This window comes from Methylobacterium sp. WL64, from assembly GCF_008039945.1.
In the GTDB taxonomy this organism is placed as follows: Bacteria; Pseudomonadota; Alphaproteobacteria; order Rhizobiales; family Beijerinckiaceae; genus Methylobacterium.
In genome coordinates, this window is record NZ_VRVA01000128.1 from 1 (window position 1) to 13,798 (window position 13,798).

Annotated in this window: 14 protein-coding genes and 1 tRNA gene; 9 read left to right on the top strand and 6 right to left on the bottom strand. The window is 69.9% G+C overall.

The features are described 5' to 3' along the window. A partial coding sequence (locus FV242_RS28725) for a helix-hairpin-helix domain-containing protein (RefSeq protein ID WP_246692935.1) occupies positions 1–796 on the bottom strand: 796 nt, incomplete at its 3' end. A gap of 245 nt (positions 797–1,041) precedes the next feature. Between FV242_RS28725 and FV242_RS28730 the strand changes: the two genes are divergently transcribed. Continuing rightward, positions 1,042–2,028, top strand: a complete 987-nt coding sequence (locus FV242_RS28730) for an SDR family oxidoreductase (protein ID WP_147941305.1) — start codon at positions 1,042–1,044, stop codon at positions 2,026–2,028. 231 nt (positions 2,029–2,259) lie between these two features. On the opposite strand, the gene FV242_RS28735 is transcribed toward FV242_RS28730, so the two are convergent. From FV242_RS28735 to FV242_RS28745, 3 genes are all read right to left on the bottom strand, one after another. After that, positions 2,260–2,919: a carboxymuconolactone decarboxylase family protein gene (locus FV242_RS28735; RefSeq protein ID WP_147941306.1), complete on the bottom strand. Its 660-nt coding sequence runs from the start codon at positions 2,917–2,919 to the stop codon at positions 2,260–2,262. Positions 2,920–3,110: 191 nt separating this feature from the next. Beyond that, the gene (locus tag FV242_RS28740) at positions 3,111–3,497 is read right to left on the bottom strand and encodes a hypothetical protein (RefSeq protein WP_147907927.1); all 387 of its coding nucleotides are present in this window, start codon (positions 3,495–3,497) and stop codon (positions 3,111–3,113) included. Positions 3,498–3,791: 294 nt separating this feature from the next. Beyond that, positions 3,792–3,868 (bottom strand) — tRNA-Arg (locus FV242_RS28745). A 353-nt stretch (positions 3,869–4,221) separates the two neighbouring features. Here FV242_RS28745 and FV242_RS28750 point away from each other — a divergent pair. Further along, a complete protein-coding gene (locus tag FV242_RS28750; RefSeq protein ID WP_246692936.1) occupies positions 4,222–6,300 on the top strand; it encodes an FUSC family protein in 2,079 nt (692 codons plus the stop codon). A gap of 24 nt (positions 6,301–6,324) precedes the next feature. On the opposite strand, the gene FV242_RS28755 is transcribed toward FV242_RS28750, so the two are convergent. Next, entirely contained in the window at positions 6,325–6,555 is a 231-nt protein-coding gene (locus FV242_RS28755; RefSeq protein WP_147941307.1) for a hypothetical protein, read from the bottom strand. A gap of 369 nt (positions 6,556–6,924) precedes the next feature. Between FV242_RS28755 and pth the strand changes: the two genes are divergently transcribed. The 6 genes from pth to FV242_RS28785 are packed head-to-tail and all read left to right on the top strand — an operon-like array spanning position 6,925 to position 11,474. Continuing rightward, positions 6,925–7,533: an aminoacyl-tRNA hydrolase gene (gene pth, locus FV242_RS28760; protein WP_147907929.1), complete on the top strand. Its 609-nt coding sequence runs from the start codon at positions 6,925–6,927 to the stop codon at positions 7,531–7,533. A gap of 41 nt (positions 7,534–7,574) precedes the next feature. Further along, on the top strand, positions 7,575–7,805 hold the full coding sequence (locus FV242_RS28765) for a hypothetical protein (RefSeq protein ID WP_147907930.1): 231 nt from the start codon (positions 7,575–7,577) through the stop codon (positions 7,803–7,805). Next, positions 7,798–8,244, top strand: a complete 447-nt coding sequence (locus tag FV242_RS28770) for a PIN domain-containing protein (RefSeq protein ID WP_147941308.1) — start codon at positions 7,798–7,800, stop codon at positions 8,242–8,244. Before FV242_RS28765 ends, FV242_RS28770 begins: the two co-directional genes overlap by 8 nt. 4 nt (positions 8,245–8,248) lie before the next feature. Then, entirely contained in the window at positions 8,249–9,346 is a 1,098-nt protein-coding gene (gene ychF, locus FV242_RS28775; protein ID WP_147941309.1) for a redox-regulated ATPase YchF, read from the top strand. Positions 9,347–9,380: 34 nt separating this feature from the next. After that, positions 9,381–10,370 carry a MaoC/PaaZ C-terminal domain-containing protein gene (locus tag FV242_RS28780; protein WP_147941310.1) on the top strand — a complete coding sequence of 330 codons (990 nt, stop codon included), beginning with the start codon at positions 9,381–9,383 and terminating at the stop codon, positions 10,368–10,370. Positions 10,371–10,430: 60 nt separating this feature from the next. Beyond that, positions 10,431–11,474, top strand: coding sequence for an aldo/keto reductase (locus tag FV242_RS28785; RefSeq protein WP_147941311.1), 1,044 nt, complete (start codon positions 10,431–10,433; stop codon positions 11,472–11,474). 6 nt (positions 11,475–11,480) lie between these two features. Here FV242_RS28785 and mtnA read toward each other — a convergent pair whose 3' ends face one another. Then, complete coding sequence (mtnA, locus tag FV242_RS28790) at positions 11,481–12,581, bottom strand: S-methyl-5-thioribose-1-phosphate isomerase (RefSeq protein WP_147907935.1); 1,101 nt, start codon at positions 12,579–12,581, stop codon at positions 11,481–11,483. Between the two features lie 176 nt (positions 12,582–12,757). Between mtnA and FV242_RS28795 the strand changes: the two genes are divergently transcribed. After that, positions 12,758–13,798, top strand: a 1,041-nt coding sequence (locus tag FV242_RS28795; RefSeq protein ID WP_187278604.1) for a DNA translocase FtsK 4TM domain-containing protein, incomplete at its 3' end; no start/stop codon positions are given.

Consider the following 13,798-nt stretch of genomic DNA (forward strand, 5'->3'; position numbering starts at 1 on the left):
TCAGCGCCGCCTCGACGCCGAGGAGGTCGCTCGCGAGCTTGATCAGTTCCACCACAGGGAGCGCGCAGTGTCCGCCGTCGGTCGCCGTCTGCAGGGCAAACGAGATGCCCGCGCGCAGCCGCTGCGGCGCCTCCGGGGTCAGCCCGAGCTTCATCGCGATGGCGTCGGCGGTCTTGAAGCCGATGCCGCGGATGTCCTTGGCCAGCCGGTACGGGTCCTCGGTCATGACCGCGATGGCGTCGTGCCCGTAGGTCTTGAAGATCCGCACCGCCCGCGCTGTGCCGACGCCGTGGGCGTGCAGGAACAGCATGATCTCGCGCACCGCCTTCTGCTCGGCCCATCCGGCGATGATGCGGGCGGCGCGCTTCGGGCCGATGCCGGCGACCTCGGGCAGTCGCTGCGGCTCGGCCTCAATGATTTCAAACGTGCCCTCGCCGAACGCCGCAACGATGCGCTTGGCCATGGCCGGACCGATGCCGCGCATGTGGCCGGAGGCGAGGTATTTCTCGATGCCCTCGACCCCAGTGGGCGGCGTGACTTTGAGGGTTTCGGCCTTGAACTGCACGCCGTGCTGGCGATCCGTGTGCCAGATGCCGGTGGCGGTGATCCACTCGCCGGCCGCGATGGCGGGGGCATGCCCGATCACCGGGACGAGATCGCGCTTGCCCCGAGCCTGGACCTTGAGCACGCAGAAGCCGGTCTCGGGGTTGTGGAAGGTGACGCGCTCGATGGTGCCTGCCAGCGCCTCGACGGGCTGACCGCGTTCAAACTGCCGCGGTCGCCCTCTCTCAGTCATGGGATACGTCCAGGCACCGTTCGCTGACGCTTCAAACCGCTACTGGCTCGAAATCTCGGAGCAGACGGGCAGCGACTACGAGAAGATCGGCCAAGCCTGATGAAGGCACAATGGCGACGCGTTGCCCCGCTCGCGAGTTCACCAGGTTATCCGCTACACCTGACGACCCGCGGTCTCTCTGCCGCAGGAACACGACAATCCTGCTCTGGTTCGCTGATCGAGATCGACGAGCGGGAGGGCGAGACATGGCGCAAGTGCGCGGATCTACGGTCGTGATCACCGGCGCGTCGAGCGGCATCGGGCGTGCCGCGGCTGATGCCTTTGCTGCCGGGGGTGCCCGCGTCGTTCTCGCTGCCCGGCGTGCCGATGTGCTCGACGATATCGTGCGCGAGATCCGGGACGGTGGTGGTGCGGCGATCGCGATCCCAACCGACGTGACTGACACCGACGCTGTCTTCGCGCTGGCGGAAGGCGCGGCGAGGGCGTTCGGTGGCATCGATGTCTGGATCAACAATGCAGGTGCGGGGGTATTCGGGCCACTCCTCGACGCTCCGCTCGACCTGCACAGGCAGACGATCGAGATCAACCTAATGGGTGCGATTCACGGTGCCTATGCCGTGCTGCCACACTTCCTGCGCCAGGGGCACGGCACGCTGATCAACACGGTCTCGATGGGCGGCTGGGCCCCGACGCCGTTCGCGGCAGCGTACACCGCGAGCAAGTTCGGCTTGCGCGGCTTCTCGGCCAGTCTGCGCCAGGAACTTGCCCGGCATAAGCACATCCACGTCTGTGGCGTGTTCCCGGCAATCGTCGATACACCCGGTCTGGAGCACGGCGCCAACGTCACGGGCAAGACGCTCAACCCAGGCCACGTCTACTACGCGCCCGAGGATGTGGCCGAGGCCTACCTGCGCTTGGTTCGGCATCCCCGACACGAGATGGCGGTCGGCTGGCCGGCCCGCCTCGCCCAAGCCGGCTACGCGCTTGCGCCCTCGCTGACCGAGCGTGTGATGGGCGCAGGATTCCGCTTCGCATTGGACCGGGCCGATCCAGGACCCGGGACCCATGGGGCACTGCGGGAACCGATCCCACAAGGAACGAGCGCTGACGGTGGCTGGCGGGCACGCAAGGGTGTACCGTCGGCGGGGACGATGAGTGCCGGGCTCGTTTGGGCCGGTGTCGGCGCCGCCGTTTTGCTTGGCGTCGCCCTGAGCACGCGGAAGGTGCGATAGCGGATTGTATCCTTGTCTGCTCAGGCTGGGATCCGGGAGCCATCAACCGCGCTGAGCGTCGATCCTGGAACGATGTCGCCCCGCCGCCGTGGCAGACGTGCTAGCAAACCTGGCGTTCGGCCATGGAGCGGGCGCTACGACAGGCGTTAAGGCGTGCGCGGGCGGATGTCCGCCGCGCCGGGGATCCAGCGGGTCCCGACAACAATCTGCCAAGACCGCTTGTTGCTCACCCTACCGTTCGCCCGGATTGAACGGGGGTTCCTTGCCCGGCGGCACGCCTTCCTCGGCCATGCTCAGAAGCATGGCCACCGTCACGTAGGTGCCGGTGAGTGTCGTCAGGTCCACTACGCCTTGCTCGCCCAGCACCTGCTTGGCACGATCAAAGGTCTCGTCCGAGACTGCATGCTGCGTGGAAAGCTCCATGCAGAAGTCGTAAACGGCCGCCTCGTCGGGCTTCATGTCCTCCGGCCGCTTGTTAGCTTTAAGATCAGCCGCCACCTGCTCGGAGAGTCCCGCTTTGATCGCCAGCGGGTAATGGGCGTACCACTCGACCTGCGAGCGCCAGAGGCGGCCCTGGATCAGGATCGCGAACTCATTCAATCGCGTCGGCACGGAGGTGTGCCAGCGCAGGTAGTCGAGCAGGTCGTACATCCGCTGAGCCATCTCGGGGCTTCGGATCATCGGGTTGTACGGGCCGGCAAGTCCGACGCTCGATACCTTCATGATCTTCTCGCCAACCGGACGCTGAGCAGGCGTAAGCTGCTCGAGGGTTAGCTGCGGGAACCGCGGTGGGTGGTCGGATGCTCCCCAGGAAGTCTGGGCAAACAGCCAGCCGCCTGAGGCCGCGACGACAGCCAGCGCCACGGTCTGGCCGGTTTTGAGCACGCCCATCGAAGTTCCTCCAAACGCGCGGACTCGTCTCAGCGAGCCGTCGTGCTCCAGCATAGTCCGCCAAGCGTCAGAGAAGATCCAGCAGATCCCTTTTGATCCTGAGGTCTGTTGTTATGATGGCTATAACCTTCGCGTTTTTTGACACTGTCGTGCCGGTCGGGCGGCGGTGAAGTATGGGCGGCGGCGTACGGTCAGATCCGATGCCTGCTGCACACCCGCTCGACGGCATTACCGCTATCCTCAGGCCGCGTGTTGAAGGCGATCGGAACTGTCGGCGCAGCCTCCCGAGCTACGTTGATAAGAACTTCGAATACCGCCAGGTGCCGCGGCCAGGAACGCACGCCAGCGCCGATCACGAGGCAGTCGTAGGAGCCGGAAGTGAGCATCTGCCGCAGGATCGGGCCAGCTTGATCGTCCGGTTGTATGAAGCACTGCTCAGCCGCCCAGCCGCGGTCGCGCATATCCTTAAGCGCCACTTCGATCCCATGGTGGATCTTCTCGGCATTTAGTCCGTGCGGGAGAGCTGGGTCCGAGAAATCGACCGAGTCAGGTTCATAGCCAACCATCAGAACACGCATCGGACTCTCCGGCTTCGGCCACCGGACTGTGCCGGTCGCTCCGCCAGCTAGCGGTGATGACGGCGGCTGCAAGGCATAACGCTCAGGCTTGGGACATGCGGTCCGCCGCTCGTAGAGGCTTACAGACACGCCTTTCGTGTTGCAGCCGTGTTGCGTGGAGCACCCGCAAGCGCCTCGGCTCGCATCGTAAGCCATTGTAAAATAACGATCGGTGTTGCGGCGTGTTGCGCGCTTAGAATGCCGTATACAGGCCAAGAAAAACCCGCCAAGTCATTGACTGGGCGGGTGAATTGCTGGCGACCCCGGTTGGGCTCGAACCAACGACCTGCCGCTTAGAAGGCGGCTGCTCTATCCAGCTGAGCTACGGAGTCTGGGGTGCCAGCAGGCCCAGAAGCCACGGGCTTGGCCGAGGGTCAAGCGTCTGCGGCCGGTCCGGGGCGCCCCGATGGGGCAGCCGGTCGGCGTGGCAGCGAGCGCGTTCCGTCGCCCCGGCGCGGCAAGGCAGGGTTGCGGCCCGGGGTGGATCCGGACAGGTCGGGGCGCGGTTCATGCCGGGGCCCAGCGCCCGCAGGAGCGCCCGCACAGGAGTCCGAGCTTGTCGCCCCCGAGTCCCCCCGCATCGTCGCCCAACCCGGCGCCCAACCCGGCGCCGAAAGGGGCGCCCAGGCCGGCGCCGCGCCGCCGGGCTGAGGGCCGGGGCAGCCTCGGCCGGCCCGGGGCGGATCTGCGGCGCCTGCCCACGGGCCTGGACCTGCGCAACGTGCGGCTGGTCGAAGGCGTGCGTGCGGCCTTCGCGTTCGGCGTCGTGATCCTGATCAACATCTGGGTGCAATGGCCGCCGCTGCTGACCATGGCGCTGGCCGCCAACCTCGCGTGCTTCTGCGACAATGGCGGCCCGATGCGGGTGCGCCTGCGCGTGCTGACCGCGTTCTCGCTGCTCGGCGGCCTGCTCTGGGCGGGCCTCGGCCTGCTGCAGCCCCTGGGGCTGCTGGTGGTGGTGCCGGTCTCCTGTGCGCTGATCTTCGCGTGCTCCTACGTCCGGGTCTGGAGCGTGCAGGCGCAATCGGCCGGGAACGTGCTGGTGGTGGTGCTGTGCATCGCGCTCGACCGGCCGCTGACCCTGGAGCAGGCCGGGATCGTGGCGCTGATGTTCGCGGCCGGCGGGCTCTGGGCGACGCTGCTCGCCCTAGTGATCTGGCGCCTGCACCCGTACCGGCCGGCGCACCGGGCGGTGGCCGAGGTCTGGCACGGCCTGGCGCGGCTCTGCGGCGACCTCGAGCGGCTCGTCGCCCTGCCCGCTCCCGACGCGGACGCGTTCGACGGGCATGCGCGCGGCCACCGGCGGGGCGTGCGCGCGAGCATCGAGGCCGCCCGCACCATGATCCTCGACCTCGCCCGATCCCGGGAGCGCGTCTCCGAGCGCACCGCCCAGGCGCTCCTGCGCCTTGAGAGCGCCGAGCAGATTTTTTCCGCCCTGATCGCCGTTTCGGAGCTGATCGACAGCCGGCCCGATGCCCGCCGCCGGACCCTGGCCAAGACCTTCCTGCGGCGCCTGCGCCCGCTCCTGGTCACCATCGCCCGGGCGATCCGCGACGATGCCAGCCTCGATCTCGCCCGGCTGGAGCGCTCCATCGCCCGGGCGGCCGAGGACCTGTCGGAGGATCCGACCCTGGCGCGGCTGGCCGACCGGATCGTCGGGCGCGTCCGCATGGGCGCCAAGCTCTCGACCCCGGAGGGCTATCGGCCCGGCGGCACCCTCACGGACGGCCGCAGCCTCGACCGCTGGACCCGCTATTGGGAGCCGCTGCGGCAGAACTTCACCCCGGCCTCGCCGAACCTCCGGCACGCCCTGCGGGCCACCGCGGTCGCGGCGCCTGCGCTGGCCGCGACCCTGACCTATGCCGGCGCGTTCACGCATTGGCTGGTGATGACCGTGGTGCTGACCATGCAGCCGTTCTACGCCGCGACGTGGCAGCGGGCGCTGGAGCGGATCGGCGGCACCGTGCTGGGCGGCCTCGCGGGCGCGGTGCTGGCCTACTACGCCACGACCCCGCTGGTTGAGGCCGGGCTGATCCTCGTGCTCAGCGTCGTCGGGTTCGCCGCGCGCCAGATCTCCTACGGCTTCTTCGTCACCTGTCTGACCCCGCTGGTGGTGCTGCTGGTCGAGTTGCTGGAGCCCGGCCACAGCTCCTGGGAGATCGTCGGCATGCGCGCCGGCTTCACCGTGCTGGGCGGGCTGATCGCGGTCGCGAGCTGCCTCCTGCTCTGGCCGATCTGGGAGCCGGACCAGGTCCGACAGGAGTTGCGGCGGGCGCTCAAGGCCCATGCCGGCTTCGCCGAGGCGGTGCTGCTCGCCGTCCCCGGCGAGGCGCGCGATGCCGTCGTGCTGGCCCGGGCCCGCACGGCCGGCCTCGCCCTCAACGACCTGGAAGCCGCCCTGTCGCGGGCCCTGCAACAGCCCCGGGCGGGGAGCCACCCGGAGGTGGAGGCCGCCATGGTGGCGGACGCGACCCTGCGCCGGATCAGCGCCCGGCTGTCGGTGCTGCGCCACGCGCCCGAGGCCGGCGCCCCCGAGGCGGAGGCCTGGCGGGCCTGGATCGCCGCCACCCTGGCGGCGCTCGGTGAGGACCGGCCGCTGCCCGAGCGGCCGGTCCTCGACCGGGGGCAGTCGCTCGCCCGCCTCGTGAGCCAGGTCGATCTCCTGAGCGGGACCCTGCGGCCGGGCGAGTTGCGGGCGATCGATGGCGTGGGGCCGGAAGCCGGCATCGGCGTGCGGGACGAGCTGGCCGTCCCGACGCGCTGACGGGCGGCGCCCTCCCCCCCGGCCTCAGTACCGCGGCAGGGCGTTGGCCGGGCCGCCGGCATGCGGGCCGGCATAGCGATAGGCGAAGGCCCGTGCGGACGGGGTCTGATCCTGCTGCATCAGGTTCCCGTTGCCGACCCAGCCCGAATAGGCGGAGGCCGGGTATGGCGAATGCTTCGAGTCCAGCCCCTGCGCCAGGGCCGGCGTGGCCGCGGCGGCGAACAGGGCGGCGGCGGCGAACATGCGAATCGTCATGACGATCTCCTCGTGTCTGAGTCTGACTGCGACGGGAAGTGATCCGGTCAACCGTGTCGGGTGAGAAAGATCGTCGGTACGGCGGTCTTGATCGCTCGGGCTTTGCTTGGCCGAATGTGACCTCTCAACCGCGATACTCTGCCGGCGGTTCGACCGATGCCGTGCGGTGGCGCACGGTCGGCGCAAGGTCGGCGACCGTGCGGCTCCGAAGGCCCGATGCAGGATCCGGTGAGGCCGGAACGGCAGGCGCGGCGGTGCGGGTCTCGCGGCCGGAGCGGGGATGCGTCGCGCGGGGAAGCGTGCCACAGACCGCCCCGCAATGGATGCCCCGTGAGCGGGTATGAACCGGATCGCGCCAGGAACTCTGCCATGCGGTTGATCGTCGGCCTCGGAAACCCGGGTTCGCGCTACGCGAACAACCGGCACAATATCGGTTTCCTGGCCATCGACGCGATCGCCCGCCAGCACCGGGCGAGCCCGTTCCGGCACCGCTTCCAGGGCGAGGCTGCCGAGGTCGTGCTGGGCACCGAGCGGGCGATCCTGCTCAAGCCCTCGACCTTCATGAACGAGTCCGGGCGCTCGGTCTCGGAGGCGCAGCGCTTCTACAAGATCCCCTTGAGCGACGTGATCGTGCTGCACGACGAACTCGACCTCGCCCCGGCCAAGCTCCGGGTGAAGCTGGGCGGCGGCAATGCCGGCCATAACGGCCTGCGCTCGATCACCGCCCAATGTGGCAACGACTACCGCCGGGTGCGGCTCGGCATCGGCCATCCCGGCGACAAGGCACAGGTGCACGCCTACGTGCTCAACGATTTCGGCAAGGCCGAGCTGCCCTGGGTCGAGGATCTCTGCCACGCGGTCGCCGACCACGTCGCCCTGCTGGCGGTGGGCGAGGATGCGAGCTTCCAGAACAAGGTCCACCTCGCCATGGCCGGCCGAGGCTGGGACGCGGTGAAGACGCTGGGCGCGAAAAATTGACACGGAAACACGAGGACACGATATAGCCGGCGGAGGCTGCGATGAAGAACGTCACCGTGACGATGAGCGAGGCCCTGCTGCAGCGGGCGCGTGTCGCCGCCGCGCGCGACGGCAAGAGCCTGTCGCGGTTCGTCGCCGAGGCCGTCGAGCAGCGCGTCGGCCGGCCGCTGACGCAGCTCGAAGCGATCGAGCGGTTCCTGGCCGGCCCCCCAATGAACCTGACCGACGAGAACGGACGCGCCCCGACACGCGACCAGCTGTACGATGACTGACCAGGTCTTCGTCGATACCAACGTGCTGATTTATGGGCGCGACGCCAAGCAGAGCGACAAAAAGGCGACCGCCCAGGAATGGGTGCGAAGCCTCGGCGCACAGGGCGCCGCGCGCATCAACATGCAGGTCCTCAACGAGTTGACACGCTGGATCCTGAGGAACGAGCCGAGGCGTCCCCTCGCCGACATTCAGCAGGAGATCGAGGCGCTTAAGGTCTGGGGCGACAAGCCCCTGGACGAGGAGGAACTCGAGGTCGCCTGGGCGGTGCGGGACAAGCTGGGCTATCAGTGGTTCGATTGCCTCCTGGTAGCCGCGGCCCAGCTCGCCGGATGCCGATACTTCCTGACCGAGGATATGGCACACGGCACCGTGTTCGAGGGCCTGACCCTCATCAACCCTTTCCGCGCGTCGCCCGGCGACGTGCTTCAACGGAACTGAGTCCATGGGCTTCAAATGCGGCATCGTCGGCCTGCCGAACGTCGGCAAGTCGACCCTGTTCAACGCGCTGACGCAGACGGCGGCCGCGCAGGCGGCGAACTATCCGTTCTGCACCATCGAGCCGAATGTCGGCGAGGTGGCGGTGCCGGATCCGCGCCTGGACGACCTCGTCCGGATCGCGAGTTCGAAAGAGAAAATCCCGACGCGGCTGACCTTCGTGGACATCGCCGGGCTGGTGCGCGGCGCCTCCAAGGGCGAGGGCCTGGGCAACCAGTTCCTGGCCAACATCCGTGAGGTCGACGCCATCGCGCACGTGGTCCGCTGCTTCACCGACGGCGACGTCACCCATGTCGAGGGCAAGGTCGATCCGGCCGCCGACATCGAAACCATCGAGACCGAGCTGATGCTGGCCGACCTCGACAGCCTGGAGCGCCGGGCCGTCGCCCTGGAGAAGAAGGCCAAGGGTGCCGACAAGGAGGCCAAGGAGAGCCTCGATCTCGTCAACCGCGCCCTGCCGCTGCTGCGCGAGGGCAAGCCGGCGCGGCTGGTCGAGCGCAAGCCGGACGAGGAGAAGCTGTTCCAGTCCCTGGGCCTCATGACCGCCAAGCCGGTGCTCTACGTCTGCAACGTCGACGAGGGGGATGCCGACAAGGGCAACGCCTACTCGGATTCGGTCTTCGCCCGCGCCAAGGCCGAGGGTGCCATCGCGGTGGTGGTCTCGGCCAAGATCGAGAGCGAGATCGCCGTGATGCCGGAGGGCGACCAGGCCGAGTTCCTGGAGGCCGTGGGTCTGACCGAGCCCGGCCTCAACCGGGTGATCCGCGCCGGCTACGACCTCCTGGGCCTCGTGACCTACTTCACGGTCGGCCCCAAGGAGGCCCGGGCCTGGACGATCACCAAGGGCACCCGCGCGCCCGGCGCCGCCGGGGTGATCCACTCGGATTTCGAGAAGGGCTTCATCCGCGCCGAGACCATCGCGTTCAAGGACTACACCACGCTGGGCGGCGAATCCGGTGCCCGGGACGCCGGCAAGCTGCGGCTCGAGGGCAAGGATTACGTGGTGCAGGACGGCGACGTGCTGCATTTCCGCTTCGCCAACTGAGCCCCCCTCCCCTGACGCACTGGACGAGGCTGCCATGCCGGACCCCGCGATCGAGGATTTTTCCGTCGGCGACGTCATCGCCGGCGAGCCCCTGACGGTCACCCGCGACGCCATCGTGGGGTTCGCGCGGGCGTTCGACTTCCAGCCGTTCCACCTCGACGAGGCGGCGGCGGAGTCGACGTTCGCGGGGCGGCTGATCGCGTCGGGCTGGCACACGGCCGCGCTGGGGATGCGGCTGCTGCAGCGGGGTCCGTTCCAGGGCGGCTCGTCGCTGGGCGCGCCCGGGATCGACGAGTTGCGCTGGCTGGCGCCGGTCCTGCCCGGGGACGCGCTGACGCTGACCTTCCGGGTCGTGGGGATGCGGGACTCGGCCTCGAAGCCGGGGCTCGGCTTCGTCACCGCGGAGGTCGCCCTGGGCAACCCGCGCGGCGAGACGGTGCTGACCCAGCGCTTCACCTTCATGCTGGCCCGCCGCGGCACCGATCCCCTGCCGCCCCGCCCCGTCGAGATCGGCGAGCCGGGCCCGGTCGAGGAGCCGGAGGATGCCGAGATCCTGCCGTTCCTGCGGGACGCCGAGATCGGCTTGGTCCGCGACCTCGGGGCCTACCCGTTCAGCGCCGCCGCGATCGTGGCCTTCGCCGAGGCCTACGACCCGCAGGCGTTCCACCTCGACCACGCGGCCGCCAAGCGCAGCCATTTCGGCGGTCTCTGCGCCTCCGGCTGGCACACCGCCTCAGCCTACATGAACCGGCTGCTCACCACCCGCGCCCGGGACGCCGCCTACACGGCGAGCCGCGGCCCAGTTCCGGAATCGGGCCCCTCCCCGGGCTTCAAGAACCTGCGCTGGCTCAAGCCGGTCTACGCCGGCGACACGGTCCGGTTCAGCACGAAGCTCACCGACAAGCGCGCCTCCGCGTCCCGCCCCGGCTGGGGCCTGGCGTTTGCGCGCAACACCGGGGTGAACCAGCGCGGCGAGCCGGTTTTTTCGTTCGACAGCGCGGTGTTCCATCGCTGGGAGCCGTGAGGCGCAGCGGTTCCGGTCCCCGTGCGTTGTCGCGACGGAGACGGACGGGATACCGGATACATGTACCAGAAGAAGCTCGGCAACACGGGGCTGTTCGTTTCGGAACTCTGCCTCGGGACGATGACCTTCGGAGGCGGAGACGGGATGTGGCGCCAGATCGGCGCCCTCGACCAAGCCGAGGCGGGGCGGCTCGTCGGGCGGGCGATCGACGCCGGCATCAACTTCATCGACACGGCGGATGTCTACGCCGAGGGGCTCTCCGAGGAGATCACCGGACAGGCCTTGCGCGATCTCAGGGTCCCGCGTGACAGCGTCGTCGTCGCCACCAAGGGCTACGGGCCGATGGGTCCAGGCGCCAACGCGCGGGGCGCCTCGCGCTTGCACCTGATCGACGCCTGCAAGGCGAGCCTGAAGCGGCTCAAGCTCGACCACATCGACCTCTACCAGATCCACGGCTTCGACCCGGCGACGCCGATGGAGGAGACGATGCGGGCCCTCGACATCCTCGTGCAGCACGGCCACGTGCGTTACGTCGGGGTCTCGAACTGGGCGGCGTGGCAGATCGTCAAGGCGCAGGGCATCGCCGAGCGGGCCAACCTCGCGCGGTTCGAGACCCTGCAGGCGTATTACTCGATCGCCGGTCGCGACCTCGAACGGGACATCGTCCCGATGCTGCGGTCCGAGGGTCTCGGACTCCTGGTCTGGAGCCCCCTCGCCGGCGGCCTGCTCAGCGGCAAGTATTCCGGCGGTTCCGGGGAGGGTCGGCGGGCGAGCTTCGACTTTCCGCCGGTCGACGGCCCGCGCGGCGAAGCCTGCATCGCCGCGATGCGCCCGGTGGCGGAGAGCCGCGGCGTCTCGGTGGCTCAGGTGGCGCTCGCCTGGCTGCTGCACCGCCGGGCGGTGACCAGCGTCATCGTCGGCGCCAAGCGCCTCGACCAACTCGAGGACAACATCGCGGCCACGCGGCTGAGCCTCACCGACGCGGAACTCGATGCCCTCGACGCGGTGAGCGTCCTGCCGCCCGAATACCCGGGTTGGATGTTCGAGCGTCAGAACGCACGGGCGCAGCAGCTCGCCGAATCCGGCCGGCCCGGCGTGCACTGAGGCGGCTCACGCCGCCTTCCGGCGCTCCGGGTAGAGCCCGCACAGCCCCTCTTCGCTCGCCGCGCAGATGCCGCGCTCGGTGATGATCCCCGTCACGAGGCGGGCCGGGGTCACGTCGAAGGCCGGGTTGGCCACGGGGCTGCCCGGGGAGACCACCTCGATCGTGGCGAAGCCGCCCTCGGCCAGGCGGCCGGTCATGTGGGTGACCTCGCGGCCGTCGCGCTCCTCGATCGGGATCTCCTTGACGCCGTCGTGGAGCGTCCAGTCGATCGTCGAGAACGGCAGGGCGGCGTAGAACGGCACGCGGTTGTCGTGGGCGGCCAGCGCCTTCAGGTAGGTGCCGATCTTGTTGCAGACGTCACCCGACGCCGTGGTGCGGTCCGAGCCGACGATGCACAGGTCGACGCCGCCATGCTGCATCAGGTGGCCGCCGGCATTGTCGGCGATCACCGTGTGGGGCACGCCGTGGCCGTTCAGCTCGAAGGCGGTGAGCGCCGCGCCCTGGCTGCGCGGCCGGGTCTCGTCCACCAACACGTGCACCGGCACGCCCCGCTCGTGGGCGGCGTAGATCGGCGCCAGCGCGGTGCCCCAATCCACCGTGGCGAGCCAGCCGGCGTTGCAATGGGTCAGCACCGTGACCGGCCGCCCGCCGTTCGCCTTGTGCAGGTCGGCGATGATCTGGCCGCCATGGGCGCCGATCGAGCGGCAGCTGGCGACATCCTCCTCGGCGACGCGGCCGGCTTCCGCGAAGGCGTGGGCGAAGCGCTCGGCCGGCTGGATCTGCCGCAGGTTGCCGGCGACCCGGTCGAGCGCCCAGCGCAGGTTGATCGCCGTCGGGCGCGTCGCGGCGAGCGTCGCCACCGCCCGGTCGATCCCGTCCATCGACGGATCCGCCCGCATGGCGAGCGCCAGCCCGTAGGCCGCGGTGACGCCGATCAGCGGCGCGCCGCGCACGATCATGGTGCGGATCGCCACCGCCGCGTCGTCCAGCGTGGCGAGGCGCCTCAGCTCGAACGCGAAGGGCAGGCGTGTCTGGTCGATCACCTGGACGCTGACGCCGTCCGGGTCCGGGAAGATCGTGCGATAGGGCTGACCGTCGATGTTCATGGCGGTTTCTGTGCCATAGCGGGGCGGTTTTTGCACCACCCCAGGCCCGGACACGCCCGCTCCGGATCCCGCGCGGGCCCAGGGTACGGGGGGTCAGGCTTCCTCAACCTTAGCAGGTCGTTAAGGCCGGCATGACTAGCCTTCGGGTCAGAGTCCCCGTTCGCGTCCGGTCCCGCATGCGCTCGCTTCGCCGTCCCGCGTCGCCCTACGACACTTACGTCGACAGCGTTCGCCCCTTCTTGGGCAAGCGCCTGACGGAGCTCGGAGGGCTCGTCCTGTTCACCGGCGCGGTCGCGCTCACCGTGGCGCTCGCCACGTGGTCGATCGACGACCCGAGCCTCAACCACGCCACCGACCACCCGGCCCACAACGTGCTCGGCCAGCCGGGCGCCGTCGTGGCCGACCTCGCCATGCAGATCCTCGGTCTGGGTGCCCTCGCGTTCGTGCTGCCGCCCGTGCTCTGGGGCGTCAGGCTGATGCGCGAGCGAGACCTGCCCCAGGGCGGCATGCGCCTGGCGCTCTGGATCATCGGCTTCTGCGCCGCGAGCGCGGTGGCGAGCGCCCTGCCGCCCACCGCGCGCTGGCCCCTGCCCACCGGGCTCGGCGGCGTCGCCGGAGACGGCCTGCTGTCCATGGCCCGGGTGATCGTCGGGGCGGTGTCGTCGGCGGCGGCCCACCTCGTCGGCTTCGTCTACGCCGCGGTGGCGATCCTCAGCCTGACCGGCGCCTGCCGGTTCGGGGCCGCCGAGGAGGAGTCCTTCCACGACGAGCCCTATCCCGCCCGGCATCCGTCCGTGCGGGGTCGCGACGAGCGCGAGGATGCCGACGAGCCGAGCCTCGGCCTCGTGGGCATCGGCGCCCTCGCCCAGGGCCTGATGCGGATGCGCGTCGCCCTGGCGCGGCGGATCGAGGCGTGGCGGACCGGCCGGGTCGAGCCGTTCGACAGCGCCTCCCCGGCGCTCGCGGCGCGGCGCGCCTTCACGGATGCGGACCTGCCCTGGGCCGAGCACCTGCCGGAGGCCGCCCAGCCGGGCCAGGCGCGGCGCGAGCCGGTTTTCGAGGCCCCGTTCGACGGTCAGGATCCGAGCCGGGACGCGTCGGCTCCTGCGGGGGCGACCGCCCGCCGGGCACCGGTCCCGCTGCCCCCGGAAGAGGACGAGCCGGACGCGTACGAGGAGGCCCCGCCGCGGCCGGCCGCCGCCCGTCCGGAGCCGACC

What these genes read in the sequence shown, in the direction of transcription:
- FV242_RS28730 (WP_147941305.1), top strand. Translation starts at nt 1,042, where the DNA reads ATGGCGCAAGTGCGCGGATCTACGGTCGTGATCACCGGCGCGTCGAGC.
- FV242_RS28735 (WP_147941306.1), bottom strand. Translation starts at nt 2,919, where the DNA reads ATGGGCGTGCTCAAAACCGGCCAGACCGTGGCGCTGGCTGTCGTCGCG.
- FV242_RS28740 (WP_147907927.1), bottom strand. Translation starts at nt 3,497, where the DNA reads ATGCGTGTTCTGATGGTTGGCTATGAACCTGACTCGGTCGATTTCTCG.
- FV242_RS28755 (WP_147941307.1), bottom strand. Translation starts at nt 6,555, where the DNA reads ATGACGATTCGCATGTTCGCCGCCGCCGCCCTGTTCGCCGCCGCGGCC.
- pth (WP_147907929.1), top strand. Translation starts at nt 6,925, where the DNA reads ATGCGGTTGATCGTCGGCCTCGGAAACCCGGGTTCGCGCTACGCGAAC.
- FV242_RS28765 (WP_147907930.1), top strand. Translation starts at nt 7,575, where the DNA reads ATGAAGAACGTCACCGTGACGATGAGCGAGGCCCTGCTGCAGCGGGCG.
- FV242_RS28770 (WP_147941308.1), top strand. Translation starts at nt 7,798, where the DNA reads ATGACTGACCAGGTCTTCGTCGATACCAACGTGCTGATTTATGGGCGC.
- ychF (WP_147941309.1), top strand. Translation starts at nt 8,249, where the DNA reads ATGGGCTTCAAATGCGGCATCGTCGGCCTGCCGAACGTCGGCAAGTCG.
- FV242_RS28780 (WP_147941310.1), top strand. Translation starts at nt 9,381, where the DNA reads ATGCCGGACCCCGCGATCGAGGATTTTTCCGTCGGCGACGTCATCGCC.
- FV242_RS28785 (WP_147941311.1), top strand. Translation starts at nt 10,431, where the DNA reads ATGTACCAGAAGAAGCTCGGCAACACGGGGCTGTTCGTTTCGGAACTC.
- mtnA (WP_147907935.1), bottom strand. Translation starts at nt 12,581, where the DNA reads ATGAACATCGACGGTCAGCCCTATCGCACGATCTTCCCGGACCCGGAC.